A 15,935-nucleotide genomic window follows, 5' to 3' on the forward strand; every position below is an offset into this window, starting at 1 on the left:
CACTCTCGCTGGTGGTCCGTGTCCGGCGAAGGTGTCCAACCGGACAGTGCCGGTCGGTAGGGTTTCTCCGGCCGTGTGCACGGTGAAGGCGCCGTTGTCGCGGGTGACGGCGTCCACCCGTTGTCCGGTACGGATTCGGCGTCGAGGAAGCCGGCGTAGCGGCGGAGGTGGCCGACGACTTCGTCGCGGTGCGGGTAGTGCTCTGGGTCGCGGGGGGAGAAGAGGGGCAGCGAGTCGTAGTAGCGGGCCTCGCCGCGGCGGTCGCGATCGGCACAGCGGTCAGCGCACCGCGGCCGACGGCGCGGACAGCGTCAGGACCTCAGGCTCCGGTGCCGCGCAGCAGCCACCTGTGGCCGGTGCGTCGTCCGGTTCGTCGAACAGGCCCGCGCCGCCGCAGACGCCGGTCTCGGCCATGCGCAGTTCGACCCGCGCGGCCGCCTCATGGTCCCCGGCGAGCTGGGCGGCGATACTGCGGACCTGCTCGTAGCCGGTCATCGCCAGGAACGTCGGTGCCCGGCCGTAGCTCTTCATCCCGGCCAGGTAGAAGTCCTTCTCCGGATGCGCGAGTTCCTTGGCACCGTGGGGATACACGGTTCCGCACGAGTGGACGTTCGGATCGATCAGCGGCGCGAGCGCGACCGGTGCCTGCAAGGTCGGGTCCAGCTCCAGCCGGATCTCCGACAGCCAGGTCAGATCGGGTCGGAAACCGGACAAGGTCACGACCTCGTCGACCTGCTCGATCCGCTGCCCGCCCGAGGAGACGAGGGTCAGCCGTCCCTCGGTGTCGCGTTCGACCGCCTCGGTGCGGAACCCGGTCACCACCGTGACCAGTCCGGATTCCACCGCGTCCCGGGCACGCAGGCCGAGAGCGCCCCGCGCGGGAAGCTGATCGGCTTCGCCGCCGCCGAAAGTGTCGCCGACCGCGCCGCGCCGCAGTACCCAGCTGATCCGCGTGCCGTCCTTCGCGAGGCCGGACAAGGCGACCAGCGCGGTCAGTGCCGAATGCCCGCTGCCGGCGACCACCACGTGCTTGCCCGAGTACCGGGCCCGCACCGCCTCGTCGCCCAGATTCGGGACCCGATAAGCGATCCGCTCCGCCGACGCACGCTCACCGACGGCGGGAAGGCCTTCGCCGCCGAGCGGGTTGGGCGTCGACCACGTGCCGGACGCGTCGATCACGGCCCGCGCCGCGATCCGCTGCTCCGCGCCGTCGGCGGCGTGGACGTGCACGGTGAACGGCTCGTCGTCGCGGCCGCTGTCCACGACCCGGTCCCGCCCCCGGCGAGCGACGCCGATCACCTCGGCGCCGAAGCGGACCCGGTCACCTAGCGCCTCCGCCAGCGGTCGCAGATACCGGCCGGCCCAGTCCGCGCCCGTCGGATACGCCTCGCCGTCGGGCCGGGTCCAGCCGGTCGTCTCCAGCAGCCGTCCGGCCGCGGGAGCCACGAGTTCGGACCACGGCGAGAACAACCGCACGTGGTGCCACGCCGCCACGTCCGAACCCGCTTGCGCGCCGCGCTCCAGCACCAGCGGGTCAAAACCCCGCTCCACCAGCTCGGCGGCGGCCGCCAGCCCCACCGGCCCGGCCCCGATCACCACGACAGGCAGCTCGTTCATCCCCATGCCCCTTTCATCGATCCATCTCGATTGAGTGGATGCGGGGGGACTGTATCGACGAGCGTCGATTGACGCAACCATCGATTCTGGTCGATACTGGGTGGCATGACGACGGTTGTGCCCGCTTCCCTTGCCGGTCTCCTGCCCGAGCGCGAAGCCGCGACCTATGCCGGGTGGTTCGCTTGCCTGGCCGAGCCGATGCGGGTGAAACTGCTGCACGCGGTCGCGACCGCGCCGCGTGGCCTGACCGTGGGTGCGCTCACCGAAATCCTCGGAACCAGCCAGTCGACGTGCTCGCATCACGTCCGGAAGCTGGCCGATGTCGGTTTCGTTCATCTGCGCAAAGAGGGCACCGCGACGGTCGTGACGATCAATCAGGCTTGCTGCAGCGGTCTTCCGCACGCGGCCGACGCGGTGATGGGCCTGCTCGCGCCGCGACCCTGTTGCCCGGACAACGTGCCTGACGACGTGCTCATTCGCGCCCTGCGCGATGACGACTGGAACGCGGTGCGCCGGATCCACGCCGAAGGCATCGCCACCGGACTCGCCACCTTCGACACCGAAGTCCCGACTCGGAAAGCTCTCGACGCGAACTGGCTGACCGGTCACCGCTGGGTCGCCGAAGTCGACGGCGAGGTCGCCGGCTGGACCGCCGCCAATCCGGCCTCACCGCGCGAGTGCTATCGGGGAGTCGCCGAGACATCGGTCTACGTCGCCGAAAGCCACCGCGGCCGCGGCGTCGGGAAAGCGCTGCTGTTCAAGCAGGTCACCGAAGCCGACGCCGCCGGGATCTGGACGTTGCAGACCTCGATCCTCACCGACAACCGCGCCGGCATCGCCCTGCACCACAGCGCCGGCTACCGCACCGTCGGCATCCGCGAACGCATCGCCCAACGCGACGGCACCTGGCACGACACCGTCTTCCTCGAACGCCGCAGTCCCGTCGGCTAGCTCGCGCACTCGCGTCGGCCCGCTCCGTGCTAAGTCGCAAGTGCGCGGTACGGTCGCACGACGGTTTCGACGAACGCCGCGACCTGCTCGTCGATATGCGCCTTTCCCTCGGACTCGTTCTCGACGAGGAACAGCCGACCGGCGACGTTCTTCTGAGCCTTCAGCAGCGCGAAGTCGTCCCTGCTGTAAAGGGTGTCCGCGGCGTTGCTGGGCAGCCGGTGTTCGTCGGACACTTCGAGGGTGATCAGCTGCCCCGCCACCGAGATCTTCGGTGGCTCGCCCCGCCTGGCCAGCCGGGTCGCGCGCTCGGCGTCGGAGGCGCGGACGTGGACGATCTGCGACGCCGCCAGGACCTCGTCGCCGAACACCTGGAGCGCACCGGTCGTGTCGGCCCTGGCGAACTCGACGATCGTGATCGGGTTGCTCCGGCGGTTTTCCCACACACGATGGCCGAGCGTGTGAAGCGCAGGCCGGAGATCATCCTCGCGCTCCACCTGGAACGCGCCGCCCTGCTGGGCGCTGAAGCCCGCACCGCGACCGTCGCCGAGGAGCATCAAGGCGTGGAGGAATTCTTGGAATGCGTAGACGTAGTCGTTCAGCTCGTCGACCTGCATCCGCCACCGCCGAAGCTCTTCGGCGATGGCTCGCCGGACCAGTGACTTGCCGGCACCCGGGAGGCCGGTGACGAAGATGACCGGCGCGCGGTGGCGGAACGCCAGGTGCCGCAGGACCGCGTCTTCCGCCTTGGGCGACAGCTGGTAGGCGGCGCGCTGCTCCCGGATCCGGTCCGCGAGGCGGGACAGTCCATCGCCCGTCTTGCTCCCGGCCGGGATTTCCCCTGCCGAGAGGTCCCCGGCCAGGAGTTCCCCTGCCAGGAACGATTCGATGGGTTCGGATTCACTCCACATCTCGTCGAAGTGACTGCGGAACACCTTGGCGGCGGAGATCTCGTCCAGCCGTTCGGGTCGATCCTTCCCCCCGTTGCGCCGGTTGAGCACCGTGTGGTGCTCCGAACCGGAGAACACGTGGTACGACAGGTGACCCGCGGTCAGCGCGCGGGACACGCGAACCTCGATCCCGGCCCCGAGCAACTCGGCACCGGCGGTGAGGGCGGCCGGCTCCGTTCGGGTGATCACCCGAACCCCGCGGCGGCCGTTGATCTGCGACCACGCCTCCTGGATCTCGGCGAGCACGGGAGAGCATGCCGCCGGCAGCAGGTTCGGGACCAGTGCGTCGAGCCGCTCGACGTTGTCGTTCTTGGAGATGACCAGCATCTCCGCCAGGTAGTTCCGCCGGGTCATCCGCTGGGAGAGCCCGGTCGGCAGGCGGGTGCGACGCCACAAGAACCTGACGATCGCCACGATGAGAGCGACGGCCACGCCGCTGGTCACGGGCACGAGGAGCTGGCTCCAGTTCATCGGGATCCCCTGTCCGCCGTCGCCATTCGCCGGAGGTTCCTCGTTCGCGCCCCGGAATGCCCGTGGTGAACACCGGCGCTGGTGCCGGAGGCAGAGTTCCTGCGGGCGAGGAACGCCGCGTCGAGCAGGCACGATCCTGCCGCCGGTCTCAGCGGGACGGCCTCGGTCGTAGCCATGCAGCCTGCCTCTCGCAGGTGTGGGTGCGCCTAAGGCAAAGTTTAGGTACACCGAACTTTGTTTTCAAGTGTGGCATATTCTCCCTCGATGCCTGGGGCTGCCCCCGATCGAACTCGGCACCGTCCACGGTGTGGCCGGGGTCCTCGATATCGCCGTCCGTCTGCTTGATCTGTCGACGTTGTCGGGTCGGGACTCACCCCGAGCGTGTTCGTATGGTTCGTGCTGCCGGCGCCGAGGGCTACCCGAACAGCGCCTGCGCGGTGATCGGCTACACCAGGCAGCGCCACTGTGCGTGTCGGTGACTGGCCCGCGCGGGTCGGTGCCCGGTGCCACGGAACCAATCCTCCTGTTGTGTTTTATTGCTCAGTGACCGCTCGGGCTGCGACACGCGCACGTCGCGGAGGCGGCAGACCCGGACGTGCTCGCCGACCGTATCGTGGACACGCTTCTGCTGGCGTGGGCGCGAATCCGCGCTGAAGCCCCACGCTCGTCGAGTCCCGGCGGAAGTCGCCGAAGAGTGGCCGTCGATGTCCTTGCAGACGTCTTGGACGTTCTGCGGCGGTTCTTCTTCGTGCAGGGAGAATCCGGTTCATGACGGCGGGGAGCGGTCCTCTCCGCCGGTTCTGGCGGGTGAGGCGATGGCCGCCGAGCGTGAGGCGTGGATGACCAGGTGGTCGTGCAGCCGGGTGAGCTGCAAGGGCCGCCAGACGGCGCGCGTGGAGACGACCAGCCGGAGGTCGGTATGCGGGGCGGCTTGCCGGTGGGCGGTGAGCAGGACCTCCAGCCCGGCGGAGTTCAGGAACCGGACGAGACTCAAGTCCACGACCAGCCGTCGCGGCCGATGGCTCAACGCCGATTCGATCGCTTGGCGGGCCGTGGGTGCGGTGTGCAGGTCCAGGTCACCGTCCACGATGAGCACCAGTGTCCGGCCGAGTCGCTCCACGGTCACGGCCAACGGTGGGGAACGGTGCGCGGGAGGTTCGTGTCCGCCGGTGGAAACCTCGACGACCGCGCGGACGACGCCGAGCTCCGTCCCGTTTCGCGGGGGTGTGGCATCCGTTCGGGGACGTCGGGAACGGCGAAGATCGAGCGTTATGGGTTTCACGATCCGGCTCCAGACTGGCCGACACCGCTGAAGCTCACCGCTCGCGAGGACTGGCGAGCGGCCAAGGAACAGATGCGACCGGTTGACGGGCGATCGTCGCGAGGGCGGTGTCTGGGCACTCCGGCGCTATCCCGGCAGTCTACCGCGTGGAGAGAGGAAAGCGGCGTTTCCGGATCGGCTTCGGGTACCGGTCCCGCATCGGCGGGGCGGGCATCGGGATCAGGGGTCTACGGCGGTGGGTGTCACCCGATCGGCCGTCCTGAACCGGTGGAACGGATTGTGGTGTAGCGGCTCGAACCGCACGTGTTCAGCGGAGGACCTCTCATGTCCGAGCCTCGACGGCGGGTGTGCCGATGACCGGCCAGGCGGCGGGATGGCGCCACGCGTCGCGTTCCGAGAGGCGGAGAACGAGGATCACGGCGGAGCGCGAGCCGTTCGCCGACAGCGAGGACCGCGATCGACGGCGGTGGAGCCGGCGGCGGACGGTGTCGGTCTCCTGCGCCATCGTCAGAGTCCTTTGTGGACTGTTTGCGGCAGTGCTCGCGGGGTGGCCGAGTTCGTCCGAGGTTTCGCCGCCGGCGGTTCGCTGGGGTCCGACGGCCTGTTCACCCCGGCCGACGCGAAATTTCGAGTGCTGCTCAACAGCGGCCTCTCCGCGATCGTGTGGCTGGGCATCGGGTCGCTGGCGACGATGCTGATCCGCCGGTTCGCCCTGCCCCGAGCCGGGGAGTCGTACTGACCCTGCGTTCCGGGGTACAGGGGGCTATCGTCGAAGACAGCACATCGTTGCCTTCACGTGTGGGACGGCCATCGCCCGATGAGCTGAAGGACCGCTCCGGACCCGGCGGTGCACGTTCGGTGTCGTCGCAGTGACGACCTGACGCGCCGACGAGCCGTCCGCAGCGCACGAGAGGCCTGCTCATGGCCGATCCCCGGCACGAATCGAACGTTCCCGACGATGCCCGTCGGACGGTGCCGCGCCTGGTGCGGGTGACCGCGGAGCTGGGATGGCGCCTGCTCGTCATCGGCGCGACCCTGTACGTGCTCGGTCTGGTCGTCGGCTACCTGGCCGCGGTGGTCGTGCCGGTGGCGATCGCCCTGCTGCTGGCCGCGATGCTCGCTCCCGCGGTGACCTTCCTCGCCCGTCATCGGGTTCCCCGCGGCCTCGCCGTCGTGATGGTCCTGGTCGGCGGGCTCGCGGTGCTGGGCGGGCTGCTGACCTTCGTGGTGCTCACGTTCGTCAACGGCCTTCCGGCCTTGCGGGTCCAGCTCACGGCGAGCGTCGACACCATCGCGAACTGGCTCACCACCGGCCCGCTCCACCTCAGCGCCGCGCAACTCCGGGATTCGGTCAACGACCTGGTGTCCACGCTGACCAATTCCCGGACCGGCCTGACCTCCGGCGCGCTGAGCACGGCGGCGACGGTCGGCGGAGTGCTGGCGCAGGCGCTGCTCGTGTTGTTCGTCTTGATCTTCCTGCTCGCGGACGGGCCAGGGATCTGGGCGTTCCTGCTGCGCACGGTGCCCGCCGCGACGCGGACCCGGGCCGACGTCGCCGGGAGGCGGAGCCTGGCGGCGCTCGTCAGTTACGTGCGGGCGACGATCGCGGTCGCCACGGTGGACGCGGTCGGCATCGGTATCGGCATGGCCGTGCTGGGTGTGCCGCTGGCCGTGCCCTTGTCGGCGCTGGTGTTCCTCGGCGCGTTCGTGCCGATCATCGGCTCGGTGGTGGCGGGCACGGTCGCGGTCCTGATCGCGCTGGTCGCCAACGGGCTCGTCCCGGCGCTGATCCTGCTCGGCGTCGTGCTCGTCGTCCAGCAACTGGAAAGCCATCTGCTGCAACCATTCCTGCTCGGCAGGGCGGTGAAGCTCCATCCGCTCGCGGTGGTGCTCGCCATCGCGACCGGGCTGCTCGTCGGCGGTATCGCCGGTGCTCTGCTGGCGGTCCCGCTGCTGGCGGTGCTCAACTCCGCCATCCGGTCCTTGCGCAGCGAGGCCGACGAACACGTCGACCCGGCCGACGTCCACGCGAGCAGACCCGCGGAGTCCGGCCCACCCGAATCCGACCAAGGAGACGCCCCATGACCACGACGACCCGACTGGACCAGAGCCAGGTGGAGCTCATCGGCAAGGAACTGGATGCGCTGCGCCGGCGTGTGGTGGCGGATCTCGGCGCGGAGGACGCCGACTACATTCGCCGCGTCGTCGCGGTGCAACGGCTCAGCGAGGTGTCGGGCCGGATGCTGCTGTTCGCGGGGTGGTTCCCGCCGGCATGGATCGCCGGTGTGGGTGCGCTGTCGTTGTCGAAGATCTTGGACAACATGGAGATCGGGCACAACGTCCTGCACGGTCAGTACGACTGGATGAAGGATCCGACGCTGAACTCGCGGACCTTCGAATGGGACATGGTCTGCCCGAGTGACCAGTGGCGCCGTTCGCACAACTTCATGCACCACACCTACACCAACATCCTCGACAAGGACCGCGACGTCGGTTACGGCATCATTCGGATCACCGAAGACCAGAAGTGGAATCCGTACTACCTCGGCAATCCGCTCTACGCGGCGGCGCAGGCGCTGTTCTTCGAGTACGGGATCATGCTGCACGACCTCGAAGCGGACCGCATCGTGCAGGGCCGCCGGTCATGGGCCGACGTCCGCCCGCTGCTCGGCCCGATGCTGCGCAAAGTGGGGCGGCAGGCGAGCAAGGACTATCTGATCTTCCCGGCACTGACCGGCCCGCTGTTCGCGGTGACCCTGGCGGCGAACGTCAGCGCGAACCTGATCCGGAACCTGTGGGCGTTTTCGATCATCTTCTGCGGTCACTTCCCGGACGGCGCCGAGGTGTTCACCGAAGAGGAGAGCGAAAACGAGAGCAAGGGGCAGTGGTACCTGCGCCAGATGCTCGGCTCCGCGAACATCACCGGAAGCCCGCTCTTCCACCTGTTGTCCGGGAACCTCAGCCACCAGATCGAGCACCACCTGTTCCCGGACATCCCCTCCCGCCGTTACCCGCGGATCGCGGCCGAGGTGCGGCAGATCTGCGAGAAGCACGGCCTGCCCTACAATACCGGCTCGCTCTCGAAACAGCTCGGTTCGGTCATCCGCAAGATCTTCCGCCTCGCTTTGCCATGACCGACCGGCTTCTCGCGCTTCTCGGTGATGCCGACAGTGGCCTCGAACTGGTACGGCGCATCTGCGAACTGTGCGTCACCGAACTGGCCGTCTCCGGGGCCGGGATGAGCGTGATGACCGGCTCGTTGACCGACGGCACCCAGAACCTGGTGCACTCCACCGGAGGGGTGGGGAAACACCTCGAAGATCTGCAGCTGACGGTGGGGGAGGGGCCGAGCGTGGACGCGTTCGTTTCGGGCGGGGCGGTACTGGTACCGGATCTCGACGCCGAGCACGGCCGGTGGCCCGCGTACGCGCCAGGGGCGGCGGGACTCGGTGTGGCGGCGGTGTTCTCGTTCCCGTTACAGGTCGGTGCCGCGCGACTGGGCGTGCTGGACCTGTACCGCACCACCGCGGGCTCGCTCAGCGCGCCGCGGCTTTCCGGCGCCTTGACCTTGGCGGAGGCGGGGACGGTGGCCTTGCTGGACGATGCCGATGCGGCACAGGGCGCGAGGCTGCTGGGACAAGGCGAATCGCACAGCGTGGTGCATCAGGCCACCGGCATCGTGACCGTTCAACTCGGCGTGAGTCTTCAAGAAGCCTTCATCAGGATTCGTGCGTACGCCTATGCCCATCACCTGTCCTTGAACGAGGTGGGCGGGCGGATCGTGCGGCGCGAACTGGTTCTCGAGACGGGAGAATGAAATCATGACAGGAAAACCACAGGAAATCGCGTCCGATGGCACCGCGGCGGCCGTGGGACGGGAAAGGCTGCTCGCGCGCACCTTCGTCGAACTCGCCGACACCCTGGTGACCGAATTCGACGTAGCGGACTTCTTGCGCACACTCGTCGAACAGTGCGTGCGGCTGCTGGAGGTGTCCGCCGCCGGCGTCGTACTGGTCGATTCCCAGGGCAGGCTCCGGATGGCCGCCGCCTCGTCCGAACGGGCCGGGCTGTTGGAAACCTTGGCGGTACAGGCCGAAGACGGGCCGTGCATCGACTGTCTCCGTGCTGCCCGTCCGGTGCGCAGCACCGATCTCCGTGAGGACGCCATCCGCTGGCCTCAGTTCGCTGCCGCGGCGGCGGCAGCCGGCTTCCGCGCCGCGGAAGCCGTCCCGATGCGGTTGCGCCGGATGGTCATCGGCAGCCTCACCCTGCTTCACACCGAACCCGTGCGGGAAGACGCCGATCGCACCGCGCTCAGCCAGGCCCTCGCCGACGTCGCCACCATCGGGCTGCTGCAACAACGCGCCATCGTTCGCGGCGAACTCCTCACCGAGCAGCTGCAGACCGCACTGAACAGCCGGGTGATCATCGAACAGGCGAAGGGGGTCTTGTCCGCACACAGCCATGACCCGGACATGGAAAACGCCTTCACCGCCTTGCGCGGCTACGCCCGCGGCCACCACCTGCGCTTGGCGGACGTGTCCCGTGAGGTCGCCGACGGCACCGCCGACATCGACGCGATCCTCGCTTACGCCTCGCGGTCACGCTCCTGACGCAGCGCGCGGTTGTGCCGTGGTTCGGTGCGAGTCTTCGCGTGGTCCACCTGGCGGATCATGTCGGTGCGGACCTCGTTGAGCGCGACCGGCAGGTTCGGTGCCGAAGAACCGGCCACCAGGTGCAGGCCGGGAAAGCGATGGAGACGGCATTCGAGGGTGAGCTGCTGTCCCGCGCCGCGCCGGTCCTTGACGCTGATTTCGAGATCGACCTGTCCTTCGCTGAAGGAACGCAGCCTGGAACCGAGCGCGGCCAGCCGTTCGGCGACCCAATCGTGTTCGGAGGCGGAGAATCCGGCACCGAGATGGAGCCGCTCGATGATCAGGCTCAGGTCTTTCCGATCGGCGGTCATGACGCCTTCTTCCGGTTGCCCGCAAAAGATTGCGGGATACGCTCGACTCTACGCCTTTTTCGTGGCGACACGGTTTTCCCGTGTAGCATGGAAATACCGAAAGTATTTCGCGCGTCGGAGAACGACCGATGTCACCTTCGGCTCTTCATTAACGCCGGCCTTCCCGGCCGGAGACCGGACCCGGATATGCGCGCCGACTCCCTCGCCTGCGACGCAGGTGAACGGCTCAGCCTCAAGCCCCGCAACTCGGAGAGCGGCTTCGTCGACGGTGCCTGGTGGCCCCGGTCCCGTGACCTGACCGCCGAAGTGCCCGAACTCGCCATCGCGCTCAACGGCCCGATCGGCCCGGTGTGGCGGGTGGCGTTCCCGCCGTCGGCCTGGGGGATCACGGTTCGCGAGCTGATCTGCCATGGGCGGCTGGTCAAACTCGAGGGAATCGGCTCACAGAACGTCCATGTCGTGCATGTGACCGGAGGGAACATGCGACGGGTCACTCTCGTCGTGATACCGCCGGAGGCGGATTCGGTGGCTGCAGGGCGGGTGCTGGCGGCGGCCTCCGGGCAGAACAACGTGGCTTGCCCGGAGACCCTCCTCGACGGTTTCGGCATACCGCTCGCTCTGGAGAACGCCCTCTCCCGTTGGGAATCCGAAGGCGGTCGTGGCGACGTCGCCAGAGCAGGCGGGTGAATTTCCGGAGGCCACCGGACGGCAGGCCCATCGTCGCACTAAGCCAAAGCATGAGGAGTGAAAATGCCGGTCGGCACGGAGAGGTCCATCGTCACTGGGATCGACGGGTCACGGTCCGCCGGGAACGCCGCGATCTGGGCGTCGGACGAGGCCGCGAAACGCGGGCTTCCCTTGCGGCTCGTCCACGTGTTCACGATCCCGGTCGTGAAGATGCCGGGGTGGTCCCCTCGTTCGAAGGGGTCCGTGAGGGTTTCGAGAGCCGCGGTCGGGCATGGATTTCCGAGGTGAAGGAAGCAGTGCATGCCAGGCATGCGGATCTCGTCATCGAGACCGCGCTCCGTGAGTGGAACCCGGCGGCCGCCCTGATCCAGGAGTCGGCGAGGGCGACGGCGGTCGTGCTCGGATCGCGAGGACTCGGCGGTTTCACCGGGATGCTGGTGGGCTCCACCGCGGTCGCGCTCGCCCATCACGGCCATTGCCCGATCGTCGTGGCCAGGGATCGGCGACCGGACGGTGCCGCGCCGCAGCCGGGGCCGGTCGTCGTGGGCACGGACGGTTCGCCGGTCAGCGAGGCGGCACTCGGGTTCGCGTTCGACGAAGCGAGGTTGTGGAACGCTCACCTCACCGTCGTCCGGACCTGGTCTGAACTGGTCGACCACGGCGCGATCCGGCCGCATTTCCTCGCCGTCGATCCGGCCGAGATCGAGGCCGCCGACAGGAAGTCGACCGAGGAACAGGTGGCTCCTTGGCGGGAGAAGTACCCGGACGTTCCGGTCGAGATCGTCGTCCGCAAGGGAAGGCCTGTCCGCGCGTTGCTCGAAATCGGCACGGGGGCGCGGCTTCTCGTCGTCGGCAGCCGGGGGCGCGGTGGATTCGAGGGCATGCTCCTCGGGTCGACCAGCCAGGCGCTGATCGCCCACGCCGAGTGTCCCGTCGCCGTCATCCGGGGAGATCACTTCGACGCGGAACGGTGAAGCGGCAAGACTCCGGAATCCTCGCCCACGTACGGGTGACCTACCGCCGCTTGCCTTGCCAGGCCTGGTGAAACGGCGAAGGCTCGAACGAGCCGAGGGTGTTGGTCGATCCGGTGCCCTCAGCTACGCGGCACCGGGCGCCCCGGTCGTCCACACCACCTCGCAGGTCCGAGGCAGCAGTCCCGGAACCCCTTTCACAGGTGGAAGGTTGATCATGCGGCTGCGCAACGCCGATATCCTGTTCGGCCTGGAAGAACACGGCATCGATGTTCGCTCCGGTGACAGTGCTCCCGACCTGAGAGCCGGAAACCTTCTGCATCTGTGGCGTCGCCTGTGGGCGGACGGCATCGACACCAGCCCCGTCGGCTATCCGGACTGCCCGCCCAGTGGGCGGATCACCACTCGCGATCCCGACTCGCATGCCGTCTCCATCAGTCAGGCGGGGAGCCGCTCGAGGCAGCGCCGTGAATCCGGCGCTGCCTGGCGGTCTACTTGCCGCAGAACACCACGTTGACCAGTTTTTTCAGCTCTGCCGGGAATACTTGCGCCTGGTCGATCGCGGCGTCGCCCATGGTGATCGAGGCGGTCATGGTCTTGCTGCCGTCGGGCGTGCTGTACATGAGCGCGGCATCCGGCCCCTGTTGTTCGTGGTTCTCCTGATCATCTTCGAACTCCCCAGTCGAGGGCGCCAAGCATGGCCTTGTCATGAAACTCGGGGCACAGCTCCGAGCCGCGTGGTCCGAACTGATCACGACGATCACGATCACCGGCCGTGCTGACCCCGCGCAGTCAGGGCGCCGCCGCACGGCGGCCGATGCTCAGTACCGCGGTTGTCCCACCGGCACGCGGCGCATGGGCGTGTTTCCTCATTTTCGACGAGAGAACGCTGCGAATGTGGCAGGCGGCCCGCCGGGCACTCGTCGCCCGATCGGTGACCGGGATTGCGCCATCCCGGGGAACTTGCCGACGGCGACTTGCCTGAGCGTGATCGCTGGGAATACCTTGACTCAACGGGGGTGGAATCTGGGGATGTTTTCGTTGAATTCGCGGTGCGCTTATGGGGGCAACACCGAATATTTATGAGCGTACGCGATTCATGCTTCGCGTGTCTCTTCGGCCATTTCCTGGTAAGGCCGGGAATAATGGCGGATCCACTGCACAGGGTTGAATTGTGTGCACCCCGCGATGGGAATGTGCAAACAAGCAGAATGGGGTTGAAAATGTCAATGGTTTTCACGTCTGGAAAAGCCGCGAAGGTGGCGGCGGTCGCTTCGTTCGCATTGCTCATGTCCGTGGGCGCCGTCTCGACCGCGCAGGCCGCTCCGAGCCGGACGGCGTCCGTGGCGGCCGACTGCGTCAGCGCAGGTGGCGGCACCTGGTGCCGTGGCTCCGGGGTCAGCGGCGCCTCGAAGTCGTGCCATTCCAACTACGTTCACCCGAACAACTACCACAGCTCGACCGCGGCCCTCGGCGCCGCGAACGACAAGCGGTACGCCAACGCCGGTTCCTGGTCCAACGCCTATGTCACGAACGGCTTCAAGTGGACCTGCAACACCTGGTACAACCCGAACGCGTGATTCCGTTCTGACGCACTGGGAATGATCGCGTGAGCGGGTGCCGGGTTCGGCGATCGCCGGATTCGGCACCCGCGTTTCCGGCGGCGCCGGGAAACGTGATCCGATTCTTTTCGCGGTGCGCGTCGGCCCACTCGACGAGAGTGATCGCAGATGAGACTGACTTTGTGCCTCCTTTTCGCGGGAGTCATGCTCGCCATTCCGGTGGTGGTTCTCCTGGACAAGGCCCTCGAGCGGGAATCGGAAGGCGAAACCGCCGCGTATCGCGTCGGAGTCGCGTTCGTCTGGCCCGAGAGCCCACGGGCCGACGATCCCGGCGTGGCGCTGCGCATTCTCACCGAGGCGGCCACGGTGACCCGTTCCGCCGTTGTGCGCACCGCCGTGAACACGTCCTCGTCGGACAGGAAGCGCGTCACGCATTACGTACTTCTCGGTCAGGACCGGACGGCCCTGACCGACGAATTCACGTTGCGCGAGGGGCGCTGGCTGACCGCCGCCGAATCGCGCGGCGGTCCGGCGACCGTTTCCTCGGCACGCGCCGGAGAAGCGGGCAACGTGGGTGTGCCGTCGGTCCTCGGTGACCGATACGACCTCACGTTCGCACCACTGCTCCGGGCCTTCGACGCTTTGCCGACCGCCGGCCGGTACGTGGTCGAGGCCCCCGACCGTGCCGCCACGGACCGGTTCCTCGCCCTCGTCCACCAGGGGCTGGCCGAGGCGGGGGTCGCCGGCCTGACGACCGCGGACCTGACGCAGGATCCGAGCCGATCACCGGCCGAAGACCGGGCGAGCCTGGAAATCCTGACGGTCCTCCTCGCCGTCGCGGCGACCTTGATCATCCTCTTCGTCCTCCTGCGTGAGGGGAAGCGGATCGGCGTGCTGCGGTTGCTCGGCCACCCCGCGACGCGGATTTGGTTCGAGGTCGTGGGGCGAGTGCAGGCCGCATCGATCCTCGCCGGTCTGGTCGCCTGCGTGGCCATCGTCCTCGTGGTTCCCGGCGTCGACCCGTTGTTCCTGCGTTCCCTCGCCGTCGCGGTGATCCCGGTGACGGTGGCCGGATTCGCCGCGACGCTGGGTATCGGGCTGATCGTCATCCATCGTGTGCAAGTCTCGGACCTCGTCAAAGGAAGCCTGCAGTGAACGATCGAACGCGGCAAACCACTCCCCGGAGTCGTTCGTCCTCCGGGATGGCCATCACGACGCTCGCGGCCGTGAAAGCCGTGTGCGGGGCGGTGGTGGCCGTCCTGACCGTCTTGGTGTGGCAGCAATTCGCCGATCTGGAGACGCAGCGGGAACAGATCGCGCCGTGGGAGAAGGTCCAAGATTACGGAATCTTCTATCCCCGGCTCATCGGGGACGACCGGCAGGAGTTCGAGACCGGGGGCAATGCCTCGTCGGTCGCGGAGGCGCGTGACCTTTATCCCGTACTGGACCGTGCGGGAGCGATCTTCATCGACGCCGCGAACTACGAGCCCAGCGCGCCTCCGGACCCCACGGCACGCTGGCCGGTGCCGCCGATCCAGGTGAACACCAATTACCTCAAGCAGTACCCGATCCTGGACGAGTCCCGGAAAGTCGTCGACATCGACGACGGCGAACGGGCCTGGGTGGTCGCCGTGCCCGAGCAGTTCAAGCCGCGCGAAGCACAGATCAGGAAACTGCTGCAGGAAACGCGTACCGGGGCACCGGGGATCACGGGCGCGGTTCAGGCGGAAGAGCGGATAACCGGGGAACGGCCGCCGGAATGGTTCGCCGGCCAGCAGGTCCGGATCGTCTGGACGGCCTCCGGGCAGAAGGTGTTCAGTTTCGATCCCCGAGTCAACCCCGGGGACGGGAATCTGATCACGGATCCCGTCATCCAGATCATGACACCGTCGAACAGCCTGACGGTGGACCGGCTCAACTCGATCACCGGCGGGTTGAACACCGGGTTGAAGGTCCGCGTCGGCGAAGACCCCGCGGTCGTGCTGAACGGGCTCGCCCCGAAGTTGAAGGAACTCAAGCTCGCCGACAATCTTCAGCACCTCGTGAGCGTGCACGAGGCCCTGACCACGCAGGCCGCCGACGTTCGCAGTGGCATGACGGAGGCCACGGTGTTCGGGGGCGCGGCCTTGTTCGTCATGGTGGCGCTGATCGCGACGATCGCGATCATCGGCTCCGACCGGCTGCGCAGAAGGCTGGCCGTGCGCAGACTCCACGGCGTCGGTTTCGCTCGGACCTACCGGGAACTGCTTCTGGTTCTGGGCGGGAGCTGGCTCGGGCAAATCCTTCTCGCCGGTGTCGCACTGGTCGTCCTGGCGACGATCACCGACTCGATACCCGGCGATCAAGTGAGCTCGTTCGACCAGGCGCCCGCGCTGGCGGCCGTGGCCGCCGTGACCTTGGTCGTAGAGGCACTGCTCGTCGTCGTGACCGTACTCGCCGTGGAACGCCGGAACACGAGCAGGCGATTGAAGGAGCTGTGAT

At 67.8% G+C, this 15,935-nt stretch carries 19 protein-coding genes; 13 read left to right on the top strand and 6 right to left on the bottom strand.

Annotated elements, in window-relative coordinates; genetic code table 11:
• Nucleotides 1–279 precede the first annotated feature (279 nt).
• Nucleotides 280–1,617 (bottom strand): FAD-dependent oxidoreductase, encoded by a 1,338-nt coding sequence (locus BLW75_RS35170; RefSeq protein ID WP_034323302.1) that lies wholly within the window; start codon nt 1,615–1,617, stop codon nt 280–282.
• 105 nt (nt 1,618–1,722) lie between these two features.
• Between BLW75_RS35170 and BLW75_RS35175 the strand changes: the two genes are divergently transcribed.
• Complete coding sequence (locus tag BLW75_RS35175; protein ID WP_034323207.1) at nt 1,723–2,568, top strand: helix-turn-helix domain-containing GNAT family N-acetyltransferase; 846 nt, start codon at nt 1,723–1,725, stop codon at nt 2,566–2,568.
• 29 nt (nt 2,569–2,597) lie between these two features.
• On the opposite strand, the gene BLW75_RS35180 is transcribed toward BLW75_RS35175, so the two are convergent.
• From BLW75_RS35180 to BLW75_RS35190, 3 genes are all read right to left on the bottom strand, one after another.
• Nucleotides 2,598–3,986, bottom strand: a complete 1,389-nt coding sequence (locus BLW75_RS35180; protein ID WP_034323209.1) for a DEAD/DEAH box helicase family protein — start codon at nt 3,984–3,986, stop codon at nt 2,598–2,600.
• Nucleotides 3,987–4,752: 766 nt separating this feature from the next.
• A complete protein-coding gene (locus BLW75_RS35185; RefSeq protein ID WP_241784093.1) occupies nt 4,753–5,112 on the bottom strand; it encodes an STAS domain-containing protein in 360 nt (119 codons plus the stop codon).
• A 478-nt stretch (nt 5,113–5,590) separates the two neighbouring features.
• The gene (locus tag BLW75_RS35190) at nt 5,591–5,773 is read right to left on the bottom strand and encodes a hypothetical protein (RefSeq protein ID WP_034323212.1); all 183 of its coding nucleotides are present in this window, start codon (nt 5,771–5,773) and stop codon (nt 5,591–5,593) included.
• Between the two features lie 42 nt (nt 5,774–5,815).
• On the opposite strand from BLW75_RS35190, the gene BLW75_RS35195 reads away from it, so the two are divergent.
• The 5 genes from BLW75_RS35195 (at nt 5,816) to BLW75_RS35215 (ending at nt 9,881) form a co-directional block, all read left to right on the top strand.
• A complete protein-coding gene (locus BLW75_RS35195) occupies nt 5,816–6,007 on the top strand; it encodes a hypothetical protein (protein ID WP_091599069.1) in 192 nt (63 codons plus the stop codon).
• Nucleotides 6,008–6,189: 182 nt separating this feature from the next.
• A complete protein-coding gene (locus tag BLW75_RS35200; RefSeq protein WP_034323214.1) occupies nt 6,190–7,353 on the top strand; it encodes an AI-2E family transporter in 1,164 nt (387 codons plus the stop codon).
• Complete coding sequence (locus BLW75_RS35205) at nt 7,350–8,402, top strand: fatty acid desaturase family protein (RefSeq protein ID WP_034323216.1); 1,053 nt, start codon at nt 7,350–7,352, stop codon at nt 8,400–8,402. Before BLW75_RS35200 ends, BLW75_RS35205 begins: the two co-directional genes overlap by 4 nt.
• Nucleotides 8,399–9,085, top strand: coding sequence for a GAF and ANTAR domain-containing protein (locus BLW75_RS35210; protein WP_034323220.1), 687 nt, complete (start codon nt 8,399–8,401; stop codon nt 9,083–9,085). Before BLW75_RS35205 ends, BLW75_RS35210 begins: the two co-directional genes overlap by 4 nt.
• A 4-nt stretch (nt 9,086–9,089) precedes the next feature.
• Nucleotides 9,090–9,881 (top strand): GAF and ANTAR domain-containing protein, encoded by a 792-nt coding sequence (locus BLW75_RS35215; RefSeq protein WP_091599071.1) that lies wholly within the window; start codon nt 9,090–9,092, stop codon nt 9,879–9,881.
• On the opposite strand, the gene BLW75_RS35220 is transcribed toward BLW75_RS35215, so the two are convergent.
• The gene (locus BLW75_RS35220; protein ID WP_034323225.1) at nt 9,857–10,234 is read right to left on the bottom strand and encodes an HPF/RaiA family ribosome-associated protein; all 378 of its coding nucleotides are present in this window, start codon (nt 10,232–10,234) and stop codon (nt 9,857–9,859) included. The genes BLW75_RS35215 and BLW75_RS35220 overlap by 25 nt on opposite strands.
• A 186-nt stretch (nt 10,235–10,420) precedes the next feature.
• Between BLW75_RS35220 and BLW75_RS35225 the strand changes: the two genes are divergently transcribed.
• The 4 genes from BLW75_RS35225 (at nt 10,421) to BLW75_RS42535 (ending at nt 12,409) form a co-directional block, all read left to right on the top strand.
• The gene (locus tag BLW75_RS35225; protein ID WP_091599073.1) at nt 10,421–10,921 is read left to right on the top strand and encodes a DUF5994 family protein; all 501 of its coding nucleotides are present in this window, start codon (nt 10,421–10,423) and stop codon (nt 10,919–10,921) included.
• 63 nt (nt 10,922–10,984) lie between these two features.
• The gene (locus BLW75_RS44110) at nt 10,985–11,209 is read left to right on the top strand and encodes a universal stress protein (RefSeq protein ID WP_341865842.1); all 225 of its coding nucleotides are present in this window, start codon (nt 10,985–10,987) and stop codon (nt 11,207–11,209) included.
• Nucleotides 11,206–11,895 carry a universal stress protein gene (locus BLW75_RS44030; RefSeq protein ID WP_341865843.1) on the top strand — a complete coding sequence of 230 codons (690 nt, stop codon included), beginning with the start codon at nt 11,206–11,208 and terminating at the stop codon, nt 11,893–11,895. The genes BLW75_RS44110 and BLW75_RS44030 overlap by 4 nt, the downstream gene beginning before the upstream one ends.
• Before the next feature lie 214 nt (nt 11,896–12,109).
• Complete coding sequence (locus BLW75_RS42535; RefSeq protein ID WP_143055410.1) at nt 12,110–12,409, top strand: hypothetical protein; 300 nt, start codon at nt 12,110–12,112, stop codon at nt 12,407–12,409.
• On the opposite strand, the gene BLW75_RS44115 is transcribed toward BLW75_RS42535, so the two are convergent.
• Nucleotides 12,384–12,662, bottom strand: a complete 279-nt coding sequence (locus BLW75_RS44115; RefSeq protein WP_338400013.1) for a hypothetical protein — start codon at nt 12,660–12,662, stop codon at nt 12,384–12,386. The two genes, BLW75_RS42535 and BLW75_RS44115, sit on opposite strands and share 26 nt — an antisense overlap.
• A gap of 459 nt (nt 12,663–13,121) precedes the next feature.
• Between BLW75_RS44115 and BLW75_RS35235 the strand changes: the two genes are divergently transcribed.
• The 3 genes from BLW75_RS35235 (at nt 13,122) to BLW75_RS35245 (ending at nt 15,934) form a co-directional block, all read left to right on the top strand.
• Complete coding sequence (locus tag BLW75_RS35235) at nt 13,122–13,472, top strand: lactococcin 972 family bacteriocin (RefSeq protein ID WP_198935848.1); 351 nt, start codon at nt 13,122–13,124, stop codon at nt 13,470–13,472.
• A gap of 150 nt (nt 13,473–13,622) precedes the next feature.
• Nucleotides 13,623–14,609, top strand: coding sequence for a hypothetical protein (locus BLW75_RS35240; protein ID WP_143055411.1), 987 nt, complete (start codon nt 13,623–13,625; stop codon nt 14,607–14,609).
• Nucleotides 14,606–15,934 carry a hypothetical protein gene (locus BLW75_RS35245; protein WP_143055412.1) on the top strand — a complete coding sequence of 443 codons (1,329 nt, stop codon included), beginning with the start codon at nt 14,606–14,608 and terminating at the stop codon, nt 15,932–15,934. Before BLW75_RS35240 ends, BLW75_RS35245 begins: the two co-directional genes overlap by 4 nt.
• Nucleotide 15,935: the final 1 nt, after the last annotated feature.

This window comes from Amycolatopsis lurida (assembly GCF_900105055.1).
GTDB lineage: Bacteria > Actinomycetota > Actinomycetes > Mycobacteriales > Pseudonocardiaceae > Amycolatopsis > Amycolatopsis lurida.

Bases quoted from the DNA above. Each gene is read 5' to 3' on its own strand.
- BLW75_RS35205 (WP_034323216.1), top strand. From the start codon at position 7,350: ATGACCACGACGACCCGACTGGACCAGAGCCAGGTGGAGCTCATCGGC.
- BLW75_RS35240 (WP_143055411.1), top strand. From the start codon at position 13,623: ATGAGACTGACTTTGTGCCTCCTTTTCGCGGGAGTCATGCTCGCCATT.
- BLW75_RS35235 (WP_198935848.1), top strand. From the start codon at position 13,122: ATGGTTTTCACGTCTGGAAAAGCCGCGAAGGTGGCGGCGGTCGCTTCG.
- BLW75_RS35200 (WP_034323214.1), top strand. From the start codon at position 6,190: ATGGCCGATCCCCGGCACGAATCGAACGTTCCCGACGATGCCCGTCGG.
- BLW75_RS35210 (WP_034323220.1), top strand. From the start codon at position 8,399: ATGACCGACCGGCTTCTCGCGCTTCTCGGTGATGCCGACAGTGGCCTC.
- BLW75_RS42535 (WP_143055410.1), top strand. From the start codon at position 12,110: ATGCGGCTGCGCAACGCCGATATCCTGTTCGGCCTGGAAGAACACGGC.
- BLW75_RS35190 (WP_034323212.1), bottom strand. From the start codon at position 5,773: ATGGCGCAGGAGACCGACACCGTCCGCCGCCGGCTCCACCGCCGTCGA.
- BLW75_RS35215 (WP_091599071.1), top strand. From the start codon at position 9,090: ATGACAGGAAAACCACAGGAAATCGCGTCCGATGGCACCGCGGCGGCC.
- BLW75_RS44110 (WP_341865842.1), top strand. From the start codon at position 10,985: ATGCCGGTCGGCACGGAGAGGTCCATCGTCACTGGGATCGACGGGTCA.
- BLW75_RS35175 (WP_034323207.1), top strand. From the start codon at position 1,723: ATGACGACGGTTGTGCCCGCTTCCCTTGCCGGTCTCCTGCCCGAGCGC.
- BLW75_RS35220 (WP_034323225.1), bottom strand. From the start codon at position 10,234: ATGACCGCCGATCGGAAAGACCTGAGCCTGATCATCGAGCGGCTCCAT.
- BLW75_RS35225 (WP_091599073.1), top strand. From the start codon at position 10,421: ATGCGCGCCGACTCCCTCGCCTGCGACGCAGGTGAACGGCTCAGCCTC.
- BLW75_RS35170 (WP_034323302.1), bottom strand. From the start codon at position 1,617: ATGAACGAGCTGCCTGTCGTGGTGATCGGGGCCGGGCCGGTGGGGCTG.
- BLW75_RS35180 (WP_034323209.1), bottom strand. From the start codon at position 3,986: ATGAACTGGAGCCAGCTCCTCGTGCCCGTGACCAGCGGCGTGGCCGTC.